The sequence below is a fragment of the Burkholderia territorii genome, from assembly GCF_001718335.1.
Lineage (GTDB): Bacteria > Pseudomonadota > Gammaproteobacteria > Burkholderiales > Burkholderiaceae > Burkholderia > Burkholderia territorii.
Window position 1 is genome coordinate 971,816 of the sequence record NZ_CP013367.1, and the last position, 23,062, is coordinate 994,877.

Consider the following 23,062-nt stretch of genomic DNA (forward strand, 5'->3'; position numbering starts at 1 on the left):
GATTCCGCGGCCGTCACCACACTGACCCGTTGATTACAGTTTCGTAATCAGTGCGGCTCGCACGGGTGCGCGCGGCGTTTCCCTGTAACATCGGCGCATGCCACCACCGAATGCGACGGAGCGACCATGCGCATCCTGATAGTCGAAGACGAACCGAAGACCGGCGCGTACCTCAAGAAGGGCCTCGAGGAATCCGGATTCAGCGTCGATCTCGCGAAGGACGGCGGCGAGGGGCTGACGCTTGCGCAGGAAGAAAGCTACGACGTGATCGTGCTCGACGTGATGCTGCCCGTGCTCGACGGCTGGAGCGTGCTCAAGCGGCTGCGCGACACGCATGCGACGCCCGTGCTTTTCCTGACAGCGCGCGACGACGTGCAGGACCGCGTGCACGGCCTCGAGCTCGGCGCCGACGATTACCTCGTGAAACCGTTCGCGTTCGTCGAACTGCTCGCGCGCATTCGCACGCTCGCGCGCCGCGGGCCGCCGCGCGAGACGGAGCGCATTGCGGTGGGCGATCTGGAAATCGACGTCGTGCGCCGCCGCGTGAAGCGCGGCACGGTGCGGATCGACCTGACGCCGCGGGAATTCTCGTTGCTGCAGCTGCTGGCGCGCCGGCAAGGCGAGGTACTGAGCCGCACGCAGATCGCATCGTACGTGTGGGACATGAATTTCGACAGCGACACCAACGTCGTCGAAGTCGCGATCCGGCGGCTGCGCGCGAAGATCGACGACGATTTCGCGGTCAAGCTGATTCACACGGTGCGCGGCGTGGGCTACGTGCTCGAGCCGAAGGACGGCGCGTGACGCGCGCCCGCTCGATCGGCACGACGCTCGCGCTCGCATTCGGCGCGACCACGCTCGCGGTATTCGCGCTCGTCGGCGCATACGCGTACACGGGCCTCGAACGGCAGGTCAGCGCGCAGGACGACCTCGACATCGTGCTCGCCGCGCGGCATACGCGGCGGCTGGCCGGCGAACTCGATTCGCTCGACGCGGTGCGCACGCATGCGGACCGGCTAACGAGCCAGGTGCTCGGCAACGAGGCGCTGTCGCTGGCCGTCGTCGACGGGCAGGGCCACGTGCTCGCGCGCCACAACGTCCGGCGCACCGACCCGGAAGATGCGCGGGATGCCGCGCCGGGTGCGGCGTCGCCCGCGTTGCCCGATGTCGACCTGTTGCCGCCGCATGCGATGCCCGTACCCGCGAACGAGCGGATTACCGCCGACCGGATCGTGACGTGGACCGCCGACGGCGGCACGGCCGTGCGCGGCGCCGTAACGGATGCGCAATTGCGCGATGGTACGAAGATCCGGATCGCGGTCGCGCGCAACATGAGCGATCGCACCGAATTGCTCGACGGCTACCGCGACAAACTGAAGATTGCCGGCGGCCTCGGCGCGCTGTTCGCGATGCTGCTCAGCTACTGGTTGATCCGCACGTCGCTCGCGCCACTGCGCGAGATCGTCTCGAACACGGGGCGAATCACCGTCGACAAGCTCGATACGCGGCTCGACGCGTCGCGCGCGCCGCGCGAGCTGACGGCGCTGGTCGACGCGCAGAACGCGATGCTCGGCCGCTTGCAGCAGGCGTTCGCGCACCTGTCGCAATTCAGCGCGGATCTCGCGCACGACCTGCGCACGCCGCTGAACAACATGCGCGGCGCGACCGAGGTGGCGCTCGCGCGGCCGCGCTCCGTCGATGAATACCAGGCGCTGCTCGAGTCGAATCTCGAGGAATACGACCGCCTCGCGCGGATGATCGAGAACGTGCTGTTTCTCGCGCGCGCCGAGCATCCGGGCTTCGTCACGCGGCAACGCGCGTTCGACGTGCATGAGGAACTGACGCGCATCGCCGGCTATTTCGAAGGGCTGGCCGACGAAGCCGGCTCGACGCTGCATGTCGCCGGGCACGGCCAGCTGATCGCCGACCTCGAGCTGTTTCGCCGCGCGGTCAGCAACCTGCTGGCGAATGCGCTGCGTTATACGCCGGCGGGCGGCATCATCACGCTGGCCGTCGACGAAACGGCGGACGCAGTGCACGTCGTCGTGTCGAACCCGGGCGAGCCGATCGATCCCGCGCTGCTGCCGCGCGTGTTCGAACGCTTCGTGCGCGGCGACCCCGCGCGCAGCGGTGGCGGACCGGGCGGCACGGCCGGGCTCGGCCTCGCGATCGTGCGCTCGGTGATGGAGCTGCACGGCGGCACGGCACGCGTCGAAAGCGACGCGGCCGGAACGCGCTTCATCCTCACGTTCGTCAAGACACCGACGCCTTCGCCGACGACGTAGCGGCCGCGGGCGAGGCGCTCGTTGCATCCGCATCCTTATTCTCGGCCTTGTTCCAGCCGCCGCCGAGCGCCGTCAGCAGCGTGACCGCCGCCTCCATCCGGCGCGCGGCGATCTGATCGGCCAGCCGTCGGTTCGACAGGGCAATCGTCTGCGCGGTCACGACGTCGAGGTAGCTGACGGCGCCCGCCTCGAAGCGGTTGGTCGTCAGTTTCAGCGACAGGTCGGCGGCGTCGGTCGCGCGTTGCTGGCTGTCTGCTTCCGACGCGAGCGCATCGAGCGTGGAAAGTTGATCCTCGACCTGCTGGAACGCGGCGAGTACGGTCTGCCGGTAATCGGCGACCGTGCCGTCGTATTGCGCATGCGCGGCGCGCAGCGACGCGCTGCGGCGCCCGCCATCGAACAGCGTGCCGGCAAGCTGCGAGCCGAGCGACCAGAACAGGCTCGGCGCGCTCAGCCACGGCGCGAAGAAACCGCTTTCGAGCCCGGTGCTCGCCGACAGCACGAGATCGGGAAAGAATGCGGCGCGCGCTGCGCCGATCTGCGCATTCGCGGCCGCGACGCGGCGCTCGGCCGCCGCGATGTCGGGCCGCCGTTCGAGCAGCTGCGACGGCACGCCGGCCGAAATCGCCGGCACGTCGAACGATTGCACGCGCGGCGCCAGCGTGAACGTCGACGCGCTTTCGCCGACGAGCGTCGCGATCGCGTGCTGAAGCTGCGCGCGGGACGCGTCGATGTCGGTGTCCTGCGTGCGCGTCGTTTCCAGTTGCGTCGCGGCTTGGGCAACCGCCGATGCGTCGATCGCGCCGGCCGCGAGCTGCTGTTTCAGCAGGTTCAGCGCGTCCGCGTACGCGCGTACCGTATCGTCGAGCAGTTGCTTCTGCGTATCGAGCGAGCGCAGCGCGAAATAGTCAGTTGCGAGTTCGGCCGTGACCGACAGCTTCACGGCCTGCACGTCTGCCGCGCTCGCAGCGGCGTTCGCCTGTGCGCTCGTCACCGCATCGCGCACGCGGCCGAATACGTCGGGCTCCCAGCTCGCCGCCACGCCGGCCTGGTAGTCGGGCGTCGTCTTGTCCGCGAGCGACGAGCCGAGCTTGTTGCGCGACACGCGCGCGCGGCTCTGCGCGACGCCGGCCGTGATCGTCGGCAGGAATCCCGCATGCTGGTAGTCGACCATCGCGCGCGCCTGCTGAAGATCGGCGACGGCTTTTTTCACGGTCTGGTTCGATACGTCGACGCGTGCTTCGAGTTTGTTCAGGACGGGATCGTCGAACACGGTCCACCATGCGCCGCGCGAGGCGGTGTCAGCCGGCGATGCAACGTTCCAGCCGGGCTGTGCAGCCGGTACGCCCGCAGCCACAACCCCCGCATAGTGCGCGGGAACCGCGACGGCGGGTGGTGAATAGGCAGGCAGCGTCGAGCACGCGGACAACGCGGTCAGGGCGGCGGCGACACCGGGTACGACGACGCGCCGGGCGAACGGAAGCGGACGGGCGAAGGGCATGGCGAGTATCTCGTGAGTGTTCATGAGCGGATCAGCCGCGAGCCGGCGTGGAAGCCGCTGCCGGCGCCGCACCGGCGGCGCGCGCCGATGCAGCGGCGGGCGTTGCCGCCGAACCGGTCGTCGGCGTTGCCGACATGGCCGGTGTTTTGTCGTGCGCGACGGACACGATCTTCACGGCTTCGCCCGACGCGATCGAATCGCCGGGATTGTCGATCACGCGATCGTTCGCGGCGAGCCCCGCCACGATCTCGACGTGCGTGCCGAAATCGCGGCCGATCTGCACGGTCTTCAGCGCGGTGGTGCCGGTTGCGCTGACGGTTGCGACCGTCACGCCGTTCGGCCGGAACAGAAGCGCGCTGACCGGCAGCTCGAACGCGGATGTCGCGCCCGGCACGAGCAGGTGCGCCTGCGCATACGCGCCGGGCAGCAGTGCGCCGTCGCGGTTGTCGACGTCGATCTCGACACGCAGCGTGCGCGTGACCGGATCGATCGCGCCCGCGCTGCGCGCGACACGCGCGGCGAAACGCCGGCCCGGATACTGCTGCGTGGTCAGGTAGACCGCCGTGCCGGTCGTCACGCCGGCCGCGCTGTCCTGCGGCACGTCGACGAATACACGGAGCGTGCCCGTCTGTTCGAGATGGAACAGCTCGCCGGACAGGCCGGGGCTGCCCGGTGTACCACCCGCGGTGACGAGCGTGCCGACGTCGACATTGCGCGCGGTGATCACGCCGTCGAACGGGGCCGTGACCGATTCGTACGACACCAGTTCGCCGAGGTGCGCGACGTTTGCCTGCGCGGAGGCCAGCATCGCGCGCTTCGCGTTCATGTCGGCGACCTTCGTGTCGGCGTCCTGCTGCGACACGGATTGCGTCTTCAGCATCTCCTGCCAGCGCTGCGCGGTCGATTTCGCATAGTCGTAGTTCGCCTGTGCGGTGGCCGCATCGGCGCGTGCCTGCCGCAACTGCGCATCGAGATCGGGCGCGGCGATCTGCGCGAGCGTCGCGCCGGCCTTCACGTGCGCGCCGATGTCGACGTTCCAGTGCGCGATGTAGCCGCTCGTGCGTGCGTAGATCGACGCTTCGGCATACGGCATCACCGCGCCCGGCAGCGTCAGCGTCTGATCGGCGGGCGCGGTGCCCGGCTGGATCACCGACACCGGCAATGCCTGCTGCGCGGCCACCTGCATGCGCTGCGCGGCGCGCGCGTCGATGCGCGGCACGATGGCGATCGCGAGCAGCGCGGCGGCTGCCGCGATGCCGGCCAGTGGGACGACCAGCTTGCGGCTGCGGCGGGAGGGCGACGTGCCGGGTGTCGTGCCGCGTGCAATCGGCGGCGCCGTGTCCGCTTCGGCGGCCGGCGGCGGGGCGAGAGGTTCGATCGAGTCGTTCATGATGGGTTCGAGGTCGGGCGAGGCGAAGGGGGTCGAGGTGAAACCGTGCTCAGGACAACGCCGGCGTGTCCGGCGCGCGGCGTGCGGCGGCCGCGTCGCGGCGCCGCTCGAGCCACGCATGGACGAAGCCGAACAGGACGGGCACGAACAGCAGCGTCGACAGCGTGCCGAACGCAAGGCCGCCGATCACCGCGCGGCCGAGCGGCGCGTTCTGCTCGCCGCCGTCGCCGAGGCCGAGCGCCATCGGCAGCATGCCGATGAGCATCGCGAGCGCGGTCATCACCACCGGGCGGAAGCGGCTGAAGCCCGCATCGAGCGCGGCCTGCCACGGCGGCGCGCCGCCCGCGATCAGCTCGCGCGCCGCATTGACGACCAGGATGCTGTTCGCGGTCGCGATGCCGATGCACAGGATCGTGCCAGTCAGTGCGGGCACCGACAGCGTCGTGCGCGTGACGAACAGCATCCACGCGATGCCGGCGAGCGACGCGGGCAGGCCGCCGACGATCACGAGCGGATCGAGCCAGGACTGGAAGTTGACGACCATCAGCAGGTAGACGAGTGCGATCGCGAGCGCGAGGCCGCCGAGCAGCCCGGCGAACGACTCGTGCATTGCCTGGACCTGGCCGCGCAGCACGATCGACGAGCCGGGCGGCAGCTGTGCGCGCGCCTCGTCGACGAGCTTCGCCACGTCGGCCGTGACGCCGCCAAGATCGCGCCCCTGAACCGACGCGAAGATGTCGAGCGCCGGCTGGACGTTGTAGTGCGACACGACCGCCTGCTGCGTCGCGCGCGAGAAGCTGCCGAGCGCGCCGAGCAGGTTCTGCGCGGGGGCGCCGGCGGCCGGACCGCCGGCCGGCGTCTGCGGCGAACGCGCGATGCCGGCCGGCAGCGGCACGTTCGCGAGCGCCTGCAGCGAATCGACCGAATACTGCGGTGCCTGCACGATCAGCGGGTAGCTGACACCGTTGCGCGGGTCGAGCCAGAAGTTCGGCGTCGTTTGCGAGCTGCCGGACAGCGCGATCAGCAGGTTTTGCGCGACGTCGCGTTGTTCGAGGCCCGCCTGGATCGCCTTGGTGCGATCCACGTTCACGTCGATCGCCGGCTCGTCGCCCGGCTGCTGGATGCGCGCGTCGACGAGGCCGCGCACGCCGCGCAGCTTCGCGAGCAGCGCGTTCGCGACCGCGCGGTTCTGGTCGAGCTTGTTGCCGACGATCTGGATGTCGATCGGCGCGGGCAGCCCGAAGTTGAGGATCTGGCTGACGATGTCGGCCGGCAGGAACGCGAACGTGACGCCCGGGAACGACTGCGCGAGCAGGTTGCGCAGCTTCGCGACGTAGGCGGCCGTGGGCGCGTGGTTCGGCTTCAGCGTGATCAGCACGTCCGCATCCTCGGTGCCGACCGGGTCGGACGAGTCGTACGTGAGGTTGATCCCGCTTACCGGCACGCCGATGTTGTCGAGTACGCTCGCGATGTCGCTTGCGGGAATCACGTCGCGCACGCGTGCTTCGACTTCGTCGGTCAGGCGCGCGGTTTCCTCGATCCGCGTGCCGGTCGGCGCGCGCAGGTGGAGGCGGATCTCGCCGGTATCGACCGAAGGGAAGAAGTCCTGGCCGGCGAACGCGAACAGCGCGGTCGATGCGGCGCATGCGAGCAGGAACGCGGCCGCGAAACGGCGGCGGCGCGTGATCGCGGCCGACAGCAGCGCGCGATAGCGCAACCGCACGGCCTCGAAGCGATGTTCGAACGCGGCCTGAAAGCGCGCGATCCGCGCGAACACGCCGCGCGGCGGCCGGCCTTGCCCCTTCGCGCGCATCAGGACCATCGCGAGCGTCGGCACCAGCGTGCGCGAGAAGAAGTACGACGCTACCATCGCGAAGACCACCGCCTCGGCCATCGGCACGAACAAATAGCGCGCGACGCCTTGCAGCAGGAACATCGGCACGAACACGATGCAGATCGACAGCGTCGACACGAAGGTCGGCACCGCGATCTCGCCCGCGCCGGTCAGGATCGCGTCCTCGAGCGGCGCGCCGCGCTCGAGATGATGCGTGATGTTCTCGATCGCGACGGTCGCGTCGTCGACGAGAATCCCGACCGCGAGCGCGAGCCCGCCGAGCGTCATGATGTTGATGGTCTGGCCGAGCGCGGCGAGCGCGAGCAGCGAGGTCAGCACCGCGAGCGGAATCGACACCGCGATGATCAGCGTCGCGCGCCAGCTGCCGAGGAACAGCAGGATCATCACCGCGGTGAGGCACGCGGCGATCAGCGCCTCGCGCACGACGCCCTGGATCGCCGCCTTCACGAACACGGACTGGTCGCCGAGCGTCGAGATGTGCAGTGCTTTCGGCAGGCCGGCCGCGATCTTCGGCAGCATGGCCTTGACCTGGTCGATGATCGTCAGCGTCGACGCGCTGCCGGTCTTCTCGACGGTCAGCAGCGCCGCGCGCTTGCCGTCGACGCGCACGATGTTGGTCTGCGGCGCGTAGCCGTCGCGAACGTGCGCGACGTCGCGCACGTACACCACGTTGCCGCCGATCGTCTTCACCGGCAGGTTGTTCAGCGCGGCGACCGTCTGCGTGCTGCCGTTCATCTGCACGTTGTACTCGCGCGTGCCGATCTTCGCGGTGCCGCCCGGCAGGATCAGGTTCTGCGCGTTGATCGCGTTCACGACGTCGATCGGCGCGAGCCCCTTCGCCTGCAGCGCGCGCGTGTCGAGATCGACGACGATCTGGCGGATCTTGCCGCCGAACGGCAGCGGCACGGCCGCGCCCTGGACGGTCGCGAGCTGCGTGCGAATGAAGCTGTTGCCGAGGTCGTACAGCTGCTGCTCGGCGAGCGTGTCGCTCGACAGCCCGAGCTGCAGGATCGGCACCGTCGACGCGTTGTACGTGATGATGTTCGGCGGCAGCGTGCCGGGCGGCAGGATCCGCAGGATCGACGCGGCATTGCTCGCGGCTTCCGCGATCGCGCGGTTGATGTCCGCGCCCGGGTGGAAGAAGATCTTCACGACCGACACGCCGTTCAGCGACTGCGATTCGATGTGCTCGATGTCGTCGACGTCGGACGTGAGCGCGCGCTCGTAGTTCGACGTGATCCGCTTGGCCATGTCCTCGGCGGAGAAGCCGTTGTACGACCAGACGATGCTGACGACCGGGATGTCGATGTTCGGGAAGATGTCGGTCGGCGTGCGCAGGATCGCGAGCGGTCCCGCGATGAAGATCAGCAGTGCGAGCACGACGAAGGTATAAGGCCTGCGCAACGCCAGCCGGACGATCCACATGATGTTGTTCCTCGTAGCAGGGCAAGGGGTCGCATTGGATGCGACGAGCGTGCAGTCTGCCGTCGCCGCGTTGACCCGGCCCTGACTCGAAGATTACGAAGCTGTTATCCGCTGGCTGCGCCGCAGATTTCGGTTTTGTCATCCGCGCGTCAGCGTCCGGCCGGCTTGGATGACCAGAATGAATGCGTCAGGCGGGGCAATCGCATCCGCGGTTCCGCCGGCGGCGCATCGACGATGCGTCCTCATCGAATCGTTCCGGGAGCTTCATCATGAATCGCAGACTGACCGCAGCCGCCGCGCTGCTCGTACTCACCCTCGGCGCACCGGTTGCCGCGCTGGCGCAGCAAGCATCGCAGGGTCTCACCCGCGCGGAGGTGCTCGCCGATCTCGTCCAGGCGCAGCGCGACGGGACCGTGCCGACGTCGAACTGGGACTATCCGCCGAGCAACCGGACGATCGCGCGCAACGCCGAGCTGTATGCGATCGCGCACGGCGAAGCGCGCACCGCGACCGCGTCGGCGCCCGTGCCGTCGGTCAGCACGCAATGAGCCGGGCGATGAAAGTCGTTTCCCGGCTGGCGATCGCCGCGCTGCTCGCGGCGGCGGTTGCCCCCGCCTTTGCGCGCGGGATGCCTCAGTTGCCCGACGACGACGGCTCGCGCGCCGGCGTGCTGCGCATGCTCGATCGGGCGAGCGCGAGCGACGAAGCGCACGTGCGCTCGGCCGTTGGCGTCGCCTCGCATCGGAGCGACGACACGGAAAGGAAGGCAGCGACCGGTCGGACTTGCGCGTCGTAGAGCCCTGCCGTGACTGCCGTCATGCTGTCCGGTTGCGCGGATGATCGATATGGCGCGCGCAATCGCGACACCGCGCCGGCGCTCGTCACGCTCGTCCCATGATCCGCGTGCCGAGCGAGATGCCGAGTTCGGACAACGAAGCGTTGGTCGCGAGTTGGTCAGCCTCCCAGCGCGACAGCGCGGCGTCGAATGCACTTTCGTGCACGCCGCCGCGCAGCGCTTCGGCAAGACCGACCGCGTTCTGCGCCGCCTTCGCGACACCGGCGGCCGTGTGCGGTCGCACGAGGCAGGCCGCGTCGCCGAGCAGCACCGCGCGCCCGAACGCCATGCGCTCGACCGCGAGATCGAGGATCGCCTGCGCGAACGGCGCCTGGGTCGCTTCGACGAGCGCGGCGAGCGTCGGCGCGAGCAGCCGGCGGCCGGCGTCCACGAGTTCGCGCCGGTTGTCGTCGCGCATCGCGCCGGGCGGCAGCGAGCCGTCGCGCTGTGTGCCGTCCCGCGCGAGAAACAGCGACGGCACGCGATCCTGCTCGAGCCGCCGATACCAGACCCAGTTCACACGCCGCTTGCCCGGCTCGACCGCACCGTCGCGGCCCGGCACCAGGTAGGTCAGGAACAGATGCGCGTCGCCTTGCTGGAACGTGAACCGATCGCGCAGCACCCGCAGCACCGTGTCGGAAAGCGTATGCTCGTCGACGAGCCCGCGCCACGCGACGTAGCCCGCATACGCGGGCCGCGCGTCGGGCAGCAGCTGGGCGCGCACGGCCGAGCGGCCGCCGTCCGCGCCGACCAGCAGGTCGGCATGTTCGACGCGGCCGTCCGCGAAATGCGCACTCACGCGCGCGCCGTCGTGTTCGAACCGCTCGAACGACACGCCGGCGTGCACGACGCCGGCCGGCAGCGCGCGCTTCAGCGCGGTGTAGATCACGTTCCACGCGGTCTGCGTTTGCGGCATGTAAAGGCGCTGCACGATCCGGTCGCGTTCGTCGAGATAGATGCGGTCGATCGAATCGACACTCGCATCGTGCGGCACCGGCACGCCGCCGAACGTGAGCGCGCGTTCGATCGGCGCCTGTAGCACGATGCCGCCGCCGCGGCTGTCGAGATCGTGCGGCGATTGCTCGAACACCTTGACGCGCCATCCGGCCGCGCGCAGCGCGGTCGCCGCGAACAGCCCGCCCACCGACCCGCCGATGACGATCGCCGACGGTTGCGAAGCGTCACTCATGATTTTTCTCCCCCGATGATTCGTCGCGCGAAGCCGGCTTCCGGGAGGCCGTGCAGCAGCACGACGGCACGCGTGCCGTCCGCATCGAAGCAGTGCTGGCGGACACCGTCGGCGGCGACGGCGTGATGGGCAATCGAAGGCATGTCGGTGCTCGCGTGACGGTCCATGTCCGGTCCGGCACCTGCGGGCCCGGACGCGAATGCAAATGCCTTTCGAGGATAGGCGAAGCGATCGGCACGCCGGATGAATTGTTCTGAATTCGTCGGCTGCGCCTGCCGCCGCGTCACCCGCGTCGTCGTCGCCGTGCGGTCGCGCCGGACGCGAGCTGCTTCAGCGTAGCGGGCGTGCCATGGAGAAACGCGTCGACCAGCCGTTCGATTTCGGTGTCGAGATCGTCGGGCACCGGCAGCCCGTAGACCCACTTGCGCACGCCGAAATAGAAAATGCTCGCGTGCAGGCTCCACACGAGCTCGATTTCGGCGTTGCGCTGGGCCTCCGTCGCAGGCGTGGCGATGTCGTATTCGTGCCGCAATTCGCGCAGCACCGGCAGGAACACGCGCTCGCGCAGCCGCGACAGATAGCGCGTGTTGAAGCCCTCGCGACTGAGCCCCGCGAAGATGAAGGTGCGGATCCATTCGCGCCGCAGGATGGTCTGCGCGTACGCGCGGTAGAACGCGACGAGCCGCTCCTGCAGCGGCACCGTGCGATCCGCGATCATTTTTTCCCAGTCGGGATTCCACGTGTAGACCTCGTCGTACACGCGATCGATCAGCGCCTCCTTGCTCGGGAAATACCGGTACAGCAGCGGCTGGGTGACGCCGATCTGCCGCGCCAGCTCGCGCGTGCTGCCGGAAAAGCCGTGCGTCGCGAAATGCTCGATCGCCTTCTCGACGATTTGCCGCTCGCGCGCTTCCGGCGCGAGCCGCCGGCCCGGCGTGACGGCATTGCCGTCGGCGTCCGTTCCGCGCTCGCGGGCGGGCGTGCTGCGTTTTCTTTCGGTCATGCATCGGCTCCTGATCGTGTGCGTGCTTGGCTATCGATCGAAAAATAACACGACCGGACCGCGAGAAACCCACGCGGCGTGGCTGCCGGCGCGACGGCGGAACCGTCGCGCAAGCGCGATGCGTCGCGTCGACCGCTCAGTCGGGCAGCGCGTCCGGGCGGCATCTTCAGGAAAATTCAGGCCATCGCCATGACATTAAGACGCTGCTTAACTAGTCTTGCTTCCGAACCGCCGTATGGACCGGACGCCAGTCGGCACCGCCGGACCGTTCGGCACAACCGGAGCGGACCATGCGTTATCTGATCTCGCCGGGCGCAGGCATCGCGTGCACCGGCGCAACCGTCGCCATCCAGGAGGCCGGGCCATGGCGACGCAGCCGGTAAGCGGTGCCGCGGCGCCCGATCACGTGCGTGGCGAGGACGTATTTCTCGCGTCGATCGCCGGGTACGTCGACACGCTCGGCTTCGTCGCGCTGTTCGGCCTGTTCACCGCGCACGTCACCGGCAACTTCATCCTGATCGGCTCCGGGCTGGCCGGTGTCGGGCAAGGGCTCGTGATCAAGTGGCTCGCGTTCCCGGCCTTCATCGCCGGGATCGTCGGCGCGCGCGTGCTCGACCATCGGATGCGCTCGCTGGGCCACGGCCCGCGCGCACGTTCGCTGTACGCGCTTCAGGCCGTGCTGCTGGCGGGGTTCATGCTGGCCGGCGTGATGGCGTCGCCGATCGCTGACGCCGATGCGCCGCGCACGATCCTGTGCGGCCTGCTCGGCGCTGCGGCGATGGGTGTCCAGAACGCACACGGCCGGCTGACGGCGCGCTCGGTCGTCGCCAACACGGTGATGACGGGCAACGTCACGCAGGCCGTGATCGACGCGTTCGACTGGCTGGTGCCGCTCGCCGCGCCGGCCGAGCGGGACGCCGCGCGTGCGCGGCTGCGGCGCACGCTGCCGCCGGTCGCGGGCTTCGCGCTCGGCGCGGGCGCGGGGGCCGCCGCGTACGTGTTCGCCGCCTTCTGGGCGCTTGCGCTGCCGCTCGCGACCCTGTGCTTCCTCGCCTATCGATCCGGCCGGCCCGACGACGGGCCGGCATCACGCTGAATCCGTGCGCGACGCACGGCAGCGCTTGCCACTTTCAAGGAGAATTTCGATGATTTCACTGAAGTTGCGACAAGTCTTGCAGATGACGGCCGCGTCGACGGTCGTGCTCGGCGCATTGCTGGCAGCCGCGCCGGTCCATGCGGACGAAACGCGTCTGCTCGACACCTCGTCCGCGAAGGTGCCGGCCGTCGCGGTCGGCCCGCAATACGACACGACGCACGTGTGCGTCGCGCCTGAAGACTTCGACCGCTTCACCGACAGCTTCGTCGCCACGTTCGGCGGCAAGAAGTCGCAGCAGGGCGTGTTCCAGGTCACGCCGACGCCGAGCCAGACGATGTCGCAGCTCGTGTTCACGCCGTCCGGCACGATCTCGGTGTTCGGCTTCAAGACGCCGATTCCGTATCCGTTCTGCCAGGAGCGCACCGGCTACCTCGTGACCGACATCGACGTTGCGATGAAATCGGCGCGCGCGCACGGCGCCGACGTGGTCGTCGACACGTTCCCCGATCCGATCGGCCGCGACGCGATCATCCGCTGGCCGGGCGGGGTGAACATGCAGCTGTACTGGCACACGCAGGCGCCGCACTACGATCCGCTGCAGACGGTGCCGGAAAACCGCGTGTACGTGTCGCCGGAAACTGCGACCAAGCTGGCGCACGACTTCGTCGCGTTCTCGCGCGGCAAGATCGTGTCCGACGTGCGCAAGGCGCCGGGCATCGAGATCGGCCGGCCGAACGACACGTACCGCCGCATTCGCATCGAGTCGGGCTTCGGCAAGATGACCGTGCTGGCCACCGACGGCCATCTGCCTTATCCGTTCGGGCGTGAGATGACCGGCTACGAAGTGGCGGATCTCGCGGCCACGCTGGAGAAGGCCAAGGCCGCCGGCGTGACGGTGCTGGTGCCGACCTTCACGTCGGACGGGCGCGATGCGGCGCTCGTGCAGTTCCCGGGCGGCTACGTCGCCGAGATCCACGCGCGGTCGAAGTGATGGCGCGACGCGCGATGAAGCGGGCGTGGCGGGGCGTGCTGCCGGCTGCCGTGCTGGCGGGCGGCGTCGCCGCGTACGCCGCGCCGGCGGCGGCCGCCGATGAAACCGCGGCGCCGGCGTCGACCGCCGGCGCGGCATGCACCGCGAAGCGGCCCACGGTGCTGTTCAACCGCTGGCAGGAAGACTGGTCGGTGCTCGCGAATCCATGCGTGCCGCGCAAGCCGCTCGACGGGCTGAAGTACATCCCGCTGGGCGCCGATCCGTCGACCTACCTGTCGCTCGGCGCGAACCTGCGCGAGCGCTTCGAGCTGAACAACGCGCCGTTGTTCGGGCTCGGCGCCGCGCACGACGACAATTACGTGATTCAGCGCGCGACGGTGCATGCGGATCTGCGCTATGCCGGGCACTTCCAGGCGTTCGTCCAGTTCGTCGATGCGCGGCCGTTCGGCAAGGACACGGTCGGCCCGGTCGACAAGGACCAGCTCGACATCGAGCAGGCGTTCGTCGCGTATGTCGACCAGCTGGGCGGCGGCACGTTCAAGACGCGCATCGGCCGGCAGGAGATGGCGTTCGACTTGCAGCGGTTCGTGTCGGTGCGCGACGGCCCGAACGTGCGCCAGGCATTCGATGCGCTGTGGGCCGATTACGAAATCGGCAACTGGCGGCTGATCGGCTATGTGACGCGCCCGGTGCAGTATCGCAACGACGCGGTGTTCGACGACGTGTCGAACCGGCACCTCAGATTCGATGGCGTGCGCATCGAGCACAACGCGGTCGGGCCGGGCGAACTGTCGGGCTACTGGTCGCGCTACACGCGCGACAACGCGCGCTATCTGGCCGGGGCCGGCACCGAGCGGCGCGACGTGTTCGACATGCGCTACGCGGGCAAGTCATCCGGTTTCGACTGGGACGCCGAGGCGATGCTGCAGACCGGACACATCGGCCAGGACACGATCGGTGCATGGGCGTTCGGCGCGTTGGGCGGCTATACGTTCGCGAAGACGCCGGGCACGCCGCGCATCGGCATCCAGGTGGACGGCGCGTCGGGCGACAAGCATCCTGGCGACGGGCGCATGGGCACCTTCAACCCGCTGTTCCCGAACGGCTATTACTTCACGCTCGCCGGCTACACGGGCTACAGCAACCTGATTCACGTGAAGCCGTCGCTGACGTTCAAGCCGGCCGGCAACGTGACGGTGCTGACCGCGGTCGGCTTCCAGTGGCGCGCGACGACGAACGACGCGATCTACGGACAAGGGATGCAGGCCGTGCCCGGTACGGCCGGCAAGGGCGGCGCGTGGACCGGCATGTACGCGCAGGCGCGTGTGGACTGGCTCGTCAATGCGAACACGGCGCTGGCGGTCGAGGCCGTGCATTTCCAGCTCGCCGATTCGATTCGCGCGCTGGGCGCGCGCAATGCCGACTATGTCGGCGTCGAGGCGAAGTTCGGCTGGTGACGCGGCGCGCCGCGCGGCTCAGTGCGGCGCGCCCGCGAGCGTCCCGACGAAGTCGATGAATGCCGTGACGCGCTTCGAGCCGCGCTGGTTCGGCAGGTACAGCGCGGTGACGACCGAGCGCGCCGCGCCGGGCATGACGTCGTACGCTTCGAACAGCCTGCGCAGGCGGCCCGCCTGGACGTCGCCGTCGACCAGCCAGTCAGGCAGCAGCGCGACGCCGGCGCCGTCGAGCGCGGCTTCGCGCAATACTTCAATGTGGTTCGACTTCAGCCGTCCGGTGACCAGCACCCTGGTCGTGCCGTGCGCATCGGCGAACGACCACGCCTGCTGGTCGCCGCCGAAGTGAAAGCGCAGGCACTGATGGTCGACCAGCTCGCCCGGCGTAGCCGGCGCACCGTGCGCAGCGAGGTAGTCGTGGCTCGCGACGACGAAGCGATGGAACGTGCCGAGCTGCCGTGCGACCACCTCCGCGGACGGCGCCGCCTCGCCGAGACGGATCGCGACGTCGATCCGGCCGGCGACGAGATCGACGCGTTCGTCGGTGAGCTGCAGGTCGAGGTCGAGCTTCGGATAGCGCGCGAGGAAGGCCCCGATGTGCGGCGCGATGCGGCGCATGCCGTACGCGACGGGCACCGACACGCGCAGCGGCCCGGACGGCTCGTCGCCTCGATCGGAGACGAGCGCGTCGGCTTCCGCGAGCTCCTCCAGCAGCCGCTTTGCCCGCGCGTAGTACACGGAGCCGGCATCGGACAGCGTGACCTGGCGCGTCGTGCGGTTCAGCAGCACGGCGCCGAGCGATGCCTCGAGCGCATCCACCGCGCGCACCACCGACGAGGCCGCGAGATCGAGGCGCCGCCCCGCGCTCGAGAAGCCGCCGGCTTCCGCGACTTCCACGAACGCGCGCAGCGCGGAGAATTTGTCCATGTCGTTGCCTTTGTGCGTGCCGCAACGATGCGTTGCGTGCCGTTCGCATTCTATCGCCGGCCGGCAAGCGCTATCTTCGAAACTGCAATCAACAGGAGAGCGCAATGAATTCCGTCGAAGTCACGATCACCCACGATCTCATCTGCCCGTGGTGCTGGATCGCCGAGCGCAGGGTCGTCGAGGCGATCGACGAAGCCGGGCTGGCCGGCGACGTGCGGATCCGGTTCGTGCCGTTCGAGCTGAACCCGACGATGCCGGCCGCGGGCATGGACCGCACCGCATACCGCAGCGCGAAGTTCGGCAGCTGGGCGCGCTCGCAGGCACTCGACGCGCAAGTGGCCGAGGCCGGCCGTGCGGCCGGCCTCGTGTTCGATCATGCGCGGATCGCGCGCACGCCGAATACCCGGCTCGCGCACCGGCTCGTCTGGTTCGCGCAGCAGCGCGGCGGCGCGGCGGCGCTGGTCGATGCGCTGTTCGCCGCGTACTTCCGCGACGGCCGCGATATTGGCGATGCGAACGTGCTGGCGGAGATCGCGGCGGGCGCCGGTCTGCCGGGCGACGCGGTGCGGGCGTTCCTCGCGTCCGACGAAGGGCGCGACGCGGTGATCGCGCTCGAGGCCGGTGCGGTGCGCGCGGGTGTCGCGTCGGTGCCGTCGACGCGCATCGGATCGGTGATCGTCAGCGGCGCGCAGCCGGCCGCCGTGTTTCGCGACGCGTTGCTGGCCGCGCATCACCCGGTCGACTGAACCCGGTGGCGCTCAACCGCGAGGTGGCGCGTCGCGATCAACCGACGCCACGCGCGACGGCGTCAGCGCGACATCCCGCGCCGCCATGCGCCGGGCGGATGGCCGACGATGCGCGCGAACAGGCGGTTCAGATGGCTCTGGTCGGCGAAGCCGCATGCGGCCGCGATTTCCGCGAGCGTCATGTCGGTCGTCTCGATCAGCTCGCGGGCGCGCATCACGCGCTGCTCCAGCAGCCATTGATGCGGCGTGCGGCCGGTGGTGCGCGAGAACGCGCGGATGAAATAGCCGCGCGACAGATCGCATTCGTTCGCGACTTCCTCGATCGATACGCCGAGGTCCGCCTTCTCCATCAGCAGTTCCTTGGCGAGCGCCGTCTTGGCCGGCGACAGCAGGCCCTTGCGCTGCAGGTCGCGCGCATGCGCGCTGCCGTACCGGCACGCGAGATGCGTGCCGATCGCGACGCCCATCTGTTCGACGAACAGCGTGTTCAGCGCGCCCGGCACGTCGAGGCTGTCGGCGATCGCGTGCGCGAGATGGCCGAGCACCGGGTCCTGCACGTCGGGCGCGCAGGTCAGGCCGGCGATTTCGGCGCCGTCGTGCTCGCGGCCGAAGTGGTCGAGGTAGCTGCGCGACAGCTCGATCAGCACGAAGTCGAACTTGCCGTACAGGTCGGCGCGAAAATTCCGGGAAAAGTCGCGAATGTAGATGGAGTTGCGCTGAAAGCGTCGCTCGGATTTGCCGGCGCCACCGTAGATCGTGCGCCGATGCCCGGCGTTCAGCGACACGCCGATCAGGAAGCCGCGATCGCTCGCAGGCATTTCGATGCGCTCGAGTTGTTCGTCGCGCATGCATTTGCGGTGGAGCGTCAGGCCGCCGGCCGACCTTTCAATATCCTTGGACAACAGGCTCGCGATGCATCCGAGCGTGTCTTTCGGCGGCGCCGCGGCGGGCGCGACGAGAGGATTCGACATGATGGAGCGTCCTTCGGTGGGTGCGGCGCGCGAGCATTGTTGCGTGCGGTTGATACGGCACGCCCGACAGGCCGAGGATAACTTGAATAAATGTCCGCTTGCTGACGAAAAGTGCATCGGCGCGGCCGATCCGTTTCGCGGCTGCCGAACGATATCGCCGGCGCGGGAACGTCACGCGCAGGCACCAGGGCCACATGATACTGCCCCGTTTGGGTTTGCGCTGCCCGCGCGTGCGCCGCATGCCGCGGCGCCGGCCGCCAGTGCATTTTCATTCAAGATTTTTCTTTATGCGGTGTTTACACTCGGCCCACTTTTTGACATTTCGTGCCCCGCGTGCCGCGCAGGCGCGGCGCGGGCTCCCGCCCCGGTGAACCGCGCGTTCACATGGCGGTCATCGTGGGGAACCTGGAGGCGGCCATGATCCAGATCGGGAATTTGTCGGTGGATTTCGAGCAGCGCGACATTCGCCATCACGGCGCGTCGTTGCGCATCGGCGCACGCGCGCTCGACATACTGGAAGTACTGCATCGCGCGAATGGCTCGCTCGTGTCGAAGGACGACATCATGGACGCGGTGTGGCCGGGCCTGATCGTCGAGGAGAACCGGCTGCAGGTGCACGTCGCGACGCTGCGCAAGGCACTCGGCCCGAACCGCGACCTGATCAAGACCGTGCCCGGGCGAGGTTACCTGCTGATCGCGCATCCACCGGTCGCGCACACGGTGCCGCCGCCCGCGTCCGACGCGGCGCGCGGCGCGGATGCGGCGTCCCACCCGGTGCCGCTCGTCGGGCGTCAGACCGAGATCGGGCAGATCGTCGACATGCTCGAACGGGTGCCGGTCGTCACGCTCGTCGGTGCGGGCGGCATCGGCAAGACGAGCCTCGCCGAGCGCGTCGCGCACGAACTGCGCGCTCGCTCGGGCCAGCGCGTGCTGTTCGTCGAACTGGCGTGCGCGGCGACGCGCGACGACGTGCTGCGCGCGATTGCGACGGAACTCGGCCTCGACGTGGACGGCGTGCCGACCGTCGAGCGCATCGGCGATGCATTCGCCGCGACGCGCGGCCTGCTCGTGCTCGACAACGCGGAGCACGTCGTCGATCTGGTGGCCGACCTCGTCGAAACGCTGACGTCGCACGGCGCGACGCCGCGCGTGCTCGTGACGAGCCGCGAGCCGCTGCATATTTCGGCCGAGGCCGTGTTTCGCGTGAGTCCGCTCGCGGTGCCGGACGACAGCGCGTCCGTCGACGAGATCGCGCGTCATTCCGCCGTCGAGCTGTTTCTCGCGCGGATTCGCGCGGCCACGCCGGATTACGCGGTCGATGCGGCCAGCCTCAGGCTGATCGGCGAGATCTGCCGGCGTCTGGACGGGTTGCCGCTCGCCATCGAACTCGCGGCCGCACGCGTCGCGACGCTCGGGCTCGAGGTCGTCGCGTCGCGTCTCGACGACAGGCTGAACCTGCTCACGGGCGGGTTGCGATCCGCCTTGCCGCGCCATCAGACGTTGCGGGCCACGTTCGACTGGAGCTATGTGCTGCTGGATGCGGCCGCCCGATCGCTGTTTCGCCGCATGGCGTGCTTCATCGGTCCATTTACGTTCGACGCCGCGCGCGACGTCGCGATGGATCCGGGCATGCCGGCCGCCGAGATGGTTGCGCTGCTCGGCGAACTGGTTGCGAAGTCGCTGGTCGCCGTCGAATTCAACGGCGCGCAGGCGCGCTATCGGCTGACCGAATCGACTCGCGCGTACGCGCTCGAGAAACTGCACAACGAAGGCGAATTCGACGCGGTTGCCGCACGGCATGCGCGTTACGAACGCGAACAGGCCGAAGCGCGCGTGCTCGCCCAGGCGCAGCGCGCGCACGGCGTGAGCCTGCGTCCCGCCGCGGACGTGGCGCCGCCTCGCGAACGCGCGGCGGCCGCGCCGCAGGTTGCGGAAATCGACGGGCTCACGCGTGCGTTGCTCGAGCCGGCGCGCATGCGCGAATGCGCGATATCTGCGAGACGCGCGCTCGATGCGCTCGACGCCGGTGCACCGGAAGCCGTCGATACTGCACGAGAAATGCGCCTGCGTGCGGGCTATGCGGCCGCGCTGCTGCATATCGACGGCGATACGCATACGGCCGCCGCGATGTGGGAGAGGACACTCGGCCTCGCCGGCCGGATCGGCGACGAGGCGTTCGACGCGCGCGCGCTGGTCGGGCTGTGGAACACCATGCTGACGCGCTCCGACATTCACGAATCGCTGCGCTACGCGACGCGCTTCGAGCGGGCCGCGCAGCGGCGGGGCGACCGGCCGCAAAGGTTGCTGGCGAACGCGATGGTCGCGACCTCGCTGCACTACTTCGGCGAGCATGCGCAGGCACGCGAGCGGCTCGAGGCGGCGACGGCCGAGCTGGCCGACGCCGGTGAACCGCCGTGCGCGGAAGCGGCGCTGGGCGTCGACGTCGCGACGCTCGGCCGGACGATGCTGACGCGGCTCGTCTGGATCCAGGGCGATCCGGAATACGCGATGCGGCTGGCGGCGCAGGCCGTCGAGCGCGCGCGCCGCAGCGGCTCGGCGCTGACGTTGTGCGTCGTGCTGGGCGCCGCTGCCGTGCCGATCGCGCTGCGCTATGGCGACCACGACGTGATCGCCGATTATCTCGCGACGCTGCGCGCGAGCGCCGACGAGAACGGGTTCGACATCTGGCGCAACCATGCCGAATGTCTCGCCGGGCGGTTCGACATGCAGGCAGGCCATCCGGGCGCCGGCCTCGCGCGGCTCGAACCCGCGCTGCGGCGCATCGAGGCGAGCGGATTCCGGCGCCTGCTCGCGCCGCTGACGGTTGCATACGCGGAAGGGCTGACGCGCACCGGCCGAGCGGCCGACGCATGCACGACGCTCGACGCGACGCTCGCGCGCTGCCGCGCGCACGGCGAGCATCTGTTCGTGCCCGAACTGCTGCGCGCGAGGGGGCTGGCGACGCTCGAACAGGCCCGCGCCGCCGACCCGGAGCGTGCGGCCGCGTTCGAAGCGGACGGGCAACGTCACCTGCTGACGGCGATCCATACCGCGAACGCGCAAGGCGCCGCGATGTTGGCGCTGCGCGGCACGCTGGATCTCGCCGACCACCTGATCGAGCGCGGGCGCACCGCGCAGGCTGCGTCGCTGGTGGCCGACCTGTCCGGGCAGGTCGACCCGCAATCGCGCGCGTTCGACGTGCGGCGCCTCGCGCGTCTGCAGAACTTCGTTCGCCAGGAGAGCAGCGCGTCGACCGGCCTCGCGCGCGTGCGCCACGGGGCGGCGGATGCGATGCAGTCGGCGGCGTGACGGCGTGCGGGCGATCGTTCAATGTTCAAGGAGGAAGGGATGATCGGTGGATCGTCAAACCGGATGCATGCCGCGCGCGGCCGCATACCCGCTCTCGGCGCAAACGGAGGGACCTGACGGTGCTCGAGACGACGGCATCCGCCGAAGCGGCGGACCTCATCGTATACAACGGCAAGATCGCGACGCAGGACGAACGGCGGTCGTTCGTGACCGCGCTCGCCGTGAAGGACGGCCGGATCCTCGCGACCGGCAGCGGGCACGACGTGATGCGCCATGCGGGCGAGCGCACGCAACGCATCGACCTGAACGGCCGCACCGTGATTCCGGGGCTCAACGATTCGCATCTGCACGCGATACGCGGCGGCCTGAACTTCAATCTGGAACTGCGCTGGGACGGCGTGCCGACGCTGGCCGACGCGCTCGGCATGCTGCGTCGCCAGGTGCTGCGCACGCCGGCGCCGCACTGGGTGCGCGTGGTCGGCGGCTGGACCGAATTCCAGTTCGCGGAAAAGCGCGGGCCGACGGTGGCCGAACTCAACGCGATCGCGCCCGACACGCCGGTCTTCATCATGCACCTGGGCGACAGCGCGCTGCTGAACGCGGCCGCGTTGCGCGCGATCGGCTACGGCCGCGACACGTCCGATCCGCCCGGCGGCGAGATTCAGCGCGATCGCCTCAGCCGGCCGACCGGCATGCTGATCGCGCGTCCGGACATGTCCGTCCTGCATGCGGCGCTCGAGCGGGCCCCGAAGCTCGGCCTCGACGACCAGATGAATTCGATGCGGCATTTCATGCGCGAGCTGAACCGTCTGGGCGTGACGAGCGCGATCGACGCGGGCGGCGACTTCCAGGCATATCCGGACGACTATGGCGCGGTCCTCGCGCTTGCGCAACGCGGCGAAATGACGGTGCGCATCGCCTACAGCCTGTTCGTGCAGCACGCGGGACGGGAGCTAGACGACTACGCGCGCTGGGTGACGCTGGCGAAGCCCGGTGACGGCGACGCGTTCCTGCGGATGAACGGCGCGGGCGAGCTGCTCGTGTATTCGGCCGCGGATTTCGGCAATTTCCTCGAACCGCGCCCCGATCTGCCGGCCGCGCTCGAGACCGAACTGACCGAGGTGGTCCGGCTGCTGGTGCGGCACCGCTGGCCGTTCCGGCTGCACGCGACCTACGACGAATCGATCGGCCGCTTCCTCGACGTGCTCGAAGCCGTGAACCGCGAGATTCCGTTCGACGGGCTGCGCTGGTTCTTCGATCACTGCGAGACGATTTCGGACGCGAACATCGCGCGCATCGCCGCGCTCGGCGGCGGCGTGACGGTCCAGCACCGGATGGCGTTTCAGGGCGAGTACTTCATCGCACGCTACGGCGCGCAGGCCGCCACGCGCACGCCGCCGATCCGCGCGATGCTCGACGCCGGGCTGCCGGTCGGCGCCGGCACCGACGCGACACGCATCGCGAGCTACAACCCGTTCGTGTCGCTGTACTGGATGGTGTCCGGGCGCACGGTCGGCGGCACGGCGCTGTATCCCGAACGCAACCGGCTCGACCGCATGGAGGCGCTGCGCCGCTATACGGTCGGCAGCGCGTGGTTCTCGAACGAAGACGATTGCAAGGGCGCGCTGGTGCCGGGCCAGTATGCGGATTTCGCGGTGCTGACGGACGACTATTTCACGATCGACGAGGCGCGGATCAAGTCGCTGGCGTCGGTGCTGACGGTCGTCGACGGCAAGGTCGTGCATGCGGACGACGAATTCGAAACGCTGGCGCCGCCGCCATTGCCGGTCAGTCCCGCGTGGTCGCCGGTGGCCGAGTTCGGCGGATTCGCGCGGCGTCGTTCGACGGCGTCGATGCTGATGCGCGCGAGCGCGGACGGCAACCCGGATGCGCGCGTCGCGCGCGGTCATGCGAGGCGTTTCGCGCAGTGCGTGCAGGCGGCCGTGCGGGACGTCGCCGAGCAATGCGAAGGATTCGTCCGCTACGGTGCCGCCTTTTAGGACGGCCGGCGGCGGGACGGCGGTGCCGGAGCGTATCGTGCGGCCAATGGACAATTTGAGCCCCGGCAGCGGGCGGAAGGAGACG

At 69.4% G+C, this 23,062-nt stretch carries 18 protein-coding genes; 10 read left to right on the forward strand and 8 right to left on the reverse strand.

What is annotated here, in order from left to right; all coding sequences use genetic code 11:
- The first annotated feature begins 126 nt into the window (after nucleotides 1-126).
- Nucleotides 127-804 carry a heavy metal response regulator transcription factor gene (locus WS51_RS30230; RefSeq protein ID WP_059447397.1) on the forward strand — a complete coding sequence of 226 codons (678 nt, stop codon included), beginning with the start codon at nucleotides 127-129 and terminating at the stop codon, nucleotides 802-804.
- Nucleotides 801-2,285 carry a heavy metal sensor histidine kinase gene (locus WS51_RS30235; protein WP_069230339.1) on the forward strand — a complete coding sequence of 495 codons (1,485 nt, stop codon included), beginning with the start codon at nucleotides 801-803 and terminating at the stop codon, nucleotides 2,283-2,285. The genes WS51_RS30230 and WS51_RS30235 overlap by 4 nt, the downstream gene beginning before the upstream one ends.
- Here WS51_RS30235 and WS51_RS30240 read toward each other — a convergent pair.
- Genes WS51_RS30240 through WS51_RS30250 form a run of 3 tightly spaced genes read right to left on the reverse strand, consistent with a single transcriptional unit; the run spans nucleotide 2,254 to nucleotide 8,456 of the window.
- The gene (locus tag WS51_RS30240; RefSeq protein WP_069230340.1) at nucleotides 2,254-3,786 is read right to left on the reverse strand and encodes an efflux transporter outer membrane subunit; all 1,533 of its coding nucleotides are present in this window, start codon (nucleotides 3,784-3,786) and stop codon (nucleotides 2,254-2,256) included. The two genes, WS51_RS30235 and WS51_RS30240, sit on opposite strands and share 32 nt — an antisense overlap.
- 31 nt (nucleotides 3,787-3,817) lie before the next feature.
- Nucleotides 3,818-5,176 (reverse strand): efflux RND transporter periplasmic adaptor subunit, encoded by a 1,359-nt coding sequence (locus tag WS51_RS30245; RefSeq protein ID WP_069230394.1) that lies wholly within the window; start codon nucleotides 5,174-5,176, stop codon nucleotides 3,818-3,820.
- 49 nt (nucleotides 5,177-5,225) lie between these two features.
- A complete protein-coding gene (locus WS51_RS30250; protein WP_059792309.1) occupies nucleotides 5,226-8,456 on the reverse strand; it encodes an efflux RND transporter permease subunit in 3,231 nt (1,076 codons plus the stop codon).
- Between the two features lie 269 nt (nucleotides 8,457-8,725).
- On the opposite strand from WS51_RS30250, the gene WS51_RS30255 reads away from it, so the two are divergent.
- Together WS51_RS30255 and WS51_RS30260 are read left to right on the forward strand one after the other, a co-directional pair.
- On the forward strand, nucleotides 8,726-9,004 hold the full coding sequence (locus tag WS51_RS30255) for a DUF4148 domain-containing protein (protein WP_059507918.1): 279 nt from the start codon (nucleotides 8,726-8,728) through the stop codon (nucleotides 9,002-9,004).
- Between the two features lie 8 nt (nucleotides 9,005-9,012).
- Complete coding sequence (locus WS51_RS30260; RefSeq protein ID WP_069230395.1) at nucleotides 9,013-9,252, forward strand: hypothetical protein; 240 nt, start codon at nucleotides 9,013-9,015, stop codon at nucleotides 9,250-9,252.
- An 85-nt stretch (nucleotides 9,253-9,337) separates the two neighbouring features.
- Here the strand turns inward: WS51_RS30260 and WS51_RS30265 are convergent, their stop codons facing one another.
- The 3 genes from WS51_RS30265 to WS51_RS30270 form a co-directional block, all read right to left on the reverse strand.
- Entirely contained in the window at nucleotides 9,338-10,480 is a 1,143-nt protein-coding gene (locus tag WS51_RS30265; RefSeq protein ID WP_069230341.1) for an FAD binding domain-containing protein, read from the reverse strand.
- Nucleotides 10,477-10,647, reverse strand: a complete 171-nt coding sequence (locus tag WS51_RS32395) for a hypothetical protein (protein ID WP_155647492.1) — start codon at nucleotides 10,645-10,647, stop codon at nucleotides 10,477-10,479. The genes WS51_RS30265 and WS51_RS32395 overlap by 4 nt, the downstream gene beginning before the upstream one ends.
- 116 nt (nucleotides 10,648-10,763) lie before the next feature.
- Complete coding sequence (locus WS51_RS30270) at nucleotides 10,764-11,483, reverse strand: TetR/AcrR family transcriptional regulator (RefSeq protein ID WP_059507922.1); 720 nt, start codon at nucleotides 11,481-11,483, stop codon at nucleotides 10,764-10,766.
- Between the two features lie 364 nt (nucleotides 11,484-11,847).
- On the opposite strand from WS51_RS30270, the gene WS51_RS30275 reads away from it, so the two are divergent.
- From WS51_RS30275 to WS51_RS30285, 3 genes are read left to right on the forward strand one after another with little or no spacing between them, the layout of a single operon-like run.
- Nucleotides 11,848-12,579 carry a YoaK family protein gene (locus tag WS51_RS30275; protein WP_069230342.1) on the forward strand — a complete coding sequence of 244 codons (732 nt, stop codon included), beginning with the start codon at nucleotides 11,848-11,850 and terminating at the stop codon, nucleotides 12,577-12,579.
- A gap of 49 nt (nucleotides 12,580-12,628) precedes the next feature.
- The gene (locus WS51_RS30280; protein ID WP_069230343.1) at nucleotides 12,629-13,570 is read left to right on the forward strand and encodes a VOC family protein; all 942 of its coding nucleotides are present in this window, start codon (nucleotides 12,629-12,631) and stop codon (nucleotides 13,568-13,570) included.
- Nucleotides 13,571-13,584: 14 nt separating this feature from the next.
- Nucleotides 13,585-15,027, forward strand: a complete 1,443-nt coding sequence (locus tag WS51_RS30285) for an alginate export family protein (protein ID WP_059545937.1) — start codon at nucleotides 13,585-13,587, stop codon at nucleotides 15,025-15,027.
- 18 nt (nucleotides 15,028-15,045) lie between these two features.
- On the opposite strand, the gene WS51_RS30290 is transcribed toward WS51_RS30285, so the two are convergent.
- On the reverse strand, nucleotides 15,046-15,951 hold the full coding sequence (locus tag WS51_RS30290) for a LysR family transcriptional regulator (protein WP_059545889.1): 906 nt from the start codon (nucleotides 15,949-15,951) through the stop codon (nucleotides 15,046-15,048).
- 104 nt (nucleotides 15,952-16,055) lie between these two features.
- On the opposite strand from WS51_RS30290, the gene WS51_RS30295 reads away from it, so the two are divergent.
- Nucleotides 16,056-16,697, forward strand: coding sequence for a DsbA family oxidoreductase (locus tag WS51_RS30295; RefSeq protein WP_059545891.1), 642 nt, complete (start codon nucleotides 16,056-16,058; stop codon nucleotides 16,695-16,697).
- 62 nt (nucleotides 16,698-16,759) lie between these two features.
- Here WS51_RS30295 and WS51_RS30300 read toward each other — a convergent pair whose 3' ends face one another.
- Entirely contained in the window at nucleotides 16,760-17,668 is a 909-nt protein-coding gene (locus WS51_RS30300; protein WP_069230344.1) for a helix-turn-helix domain-containing protein, read from the reverse strand.
- A 417-nt stretch (nucleotides 17,669-18,085) separates the two neighbouring features.
- Here WS51_RS30300 and WS51_RS30305 point away from each other — a divergent pair, with 417 nt between their 5' ends.
- The gene (locus WS51_RS30305) at nucleotides 18,086-20,977 is read left to right on the forward strand and encodes an ATP-binding protein (RefSeq protein ID WP_069230396.1); all 2,892 of its coding nucleotides are present in this window, start codon (nucleotides 18,086-18,088) and stop codon (nucleotides 20,975-20,977) included.
- A gap of 119 nt (nucleotides 20,978-21,096) precedes the next feature.
- The gene (locus WS51_RS30310; protein ID WP_069230345.1) at nucleotides 21,097-22,977 is read left to right on the forward strand and encodes an amidohydrolase; all 1,881 of its coding nucleotides are present in this window, start codon (nucleotides 21,097-21,099) and stop codon (nucleotides 22,975-22,977) included.
- Nucleotides 22,978-23,062 lie beyond the last annotated feature (85 nt).

Coding starts and splice junctions, on each gene's coding strand:
- WS51_RS30300 (WP_069230344.1), bottom strand. CDS start 17,668: ATGTCGAATCCTCTCGTCGCGCCCGCCGCGGCGCCGCCGAAAGACACG.
- WS51_RS30280 (WP_069230343.1), top strand. CDS start 12,629: ATGATTTCACTGAAGTTGCGACAAGTCTTGCAGATGACGGCCGCGTCG.
- WS51_RS30255 (WP_059507918.1), top strand. CDS start 8,726: ATGAATCGCAGACTGACCGCAGCCGCCGCGCTGCTCGTACTCACCCTC.
- WS51_RS30295 (WP_059545891.1), top strand. CDS start 16,056: ATGAATTCCGTCGAAGTCACGATCACCCACGATCTCATCTGCCCGTGG.
- WS51_RS30285 (WP_059545937.1), top strand. CDS start 13,585: ATGAAGCGGGCGTGGCGGGGCGTGCTGCCGGCTGCCGTGCTGGCGGGC.
- WS51_RS30240 (WP_069230340.1), bottom strand. CDS start 3,786: ATGCCCTTCGCCCGTCCGCTTCCGTTCGCCCGGCGCGTCGTCGTACCC.
- WS51_RS30265 (WP_069230341.1), bottom strand. CDS start 10,480: ATGAGTGACGCTTCGCAACCGTCGGCGATCGTCATCGGCGGGTCGGTG.
- WS51_RS30270 (WP_059507922.1), bottom strand. CDS start 11,483: ATGACCGAAAGAAAACGCAGCACGCCCGCCCGCGAGCGCGGAACGGAC.
- WS51_RS30250 (WP_059792309.1), bottom strand. CDS start 8,456: ATGTGGATCGTCCGGCTGGCGTTGCGCAGGCCTTATACCTTCGTCGTG.
- WS51_RS30290 (WP_059545889.1), bottom strand. CDS start 15,951: ATGGACAAATTCTCCGCGCTGCGCGCGTTCGTGGAAGTCGCGGAAGCC.
- WS51_RS30260 (WP_069230395.1), top strand. CDS start 9,013: ATGAAAGTCGTTTCCCGGCTGGCGATCGCCGCGCTGCTCGCGGCGGCG.
- WS51_RS30275 (WP_069230342.1), top strand. CDS start 11,848: ATGGCGACGCAGCCGGTAAGCGGTGCCGCGGCGCCCGATCACGTGCGT.
- WS51_RS32395 (WP_155647492.1), bottom strand. CDS start 10,647: ATGGACCGTCACGCGAGCACCGACATGCCTTCGATTGCCCATCACGCC.
- WS51_RS30305 (WP_069230396.1), top strand. CDS start 18,086: ATGATCCAGATCGGGAATTTGTCGGTGGATTTCGAGCAGCGCGACATT.
- WS51_RS30245 (WP_069230394.1), bottom strand. CDS start 5,176: ATGAACGACTCGATCGAACCTCTCGCCCCGCCGCCGGCCGCCGAAGCG.
- WS51_RS30230 (WP_059447397.1), top strand. CDS start 127: ATGCGCATCCTGATAGTCGAAGACGAACCGAAGACCGGCGCGTACCTC.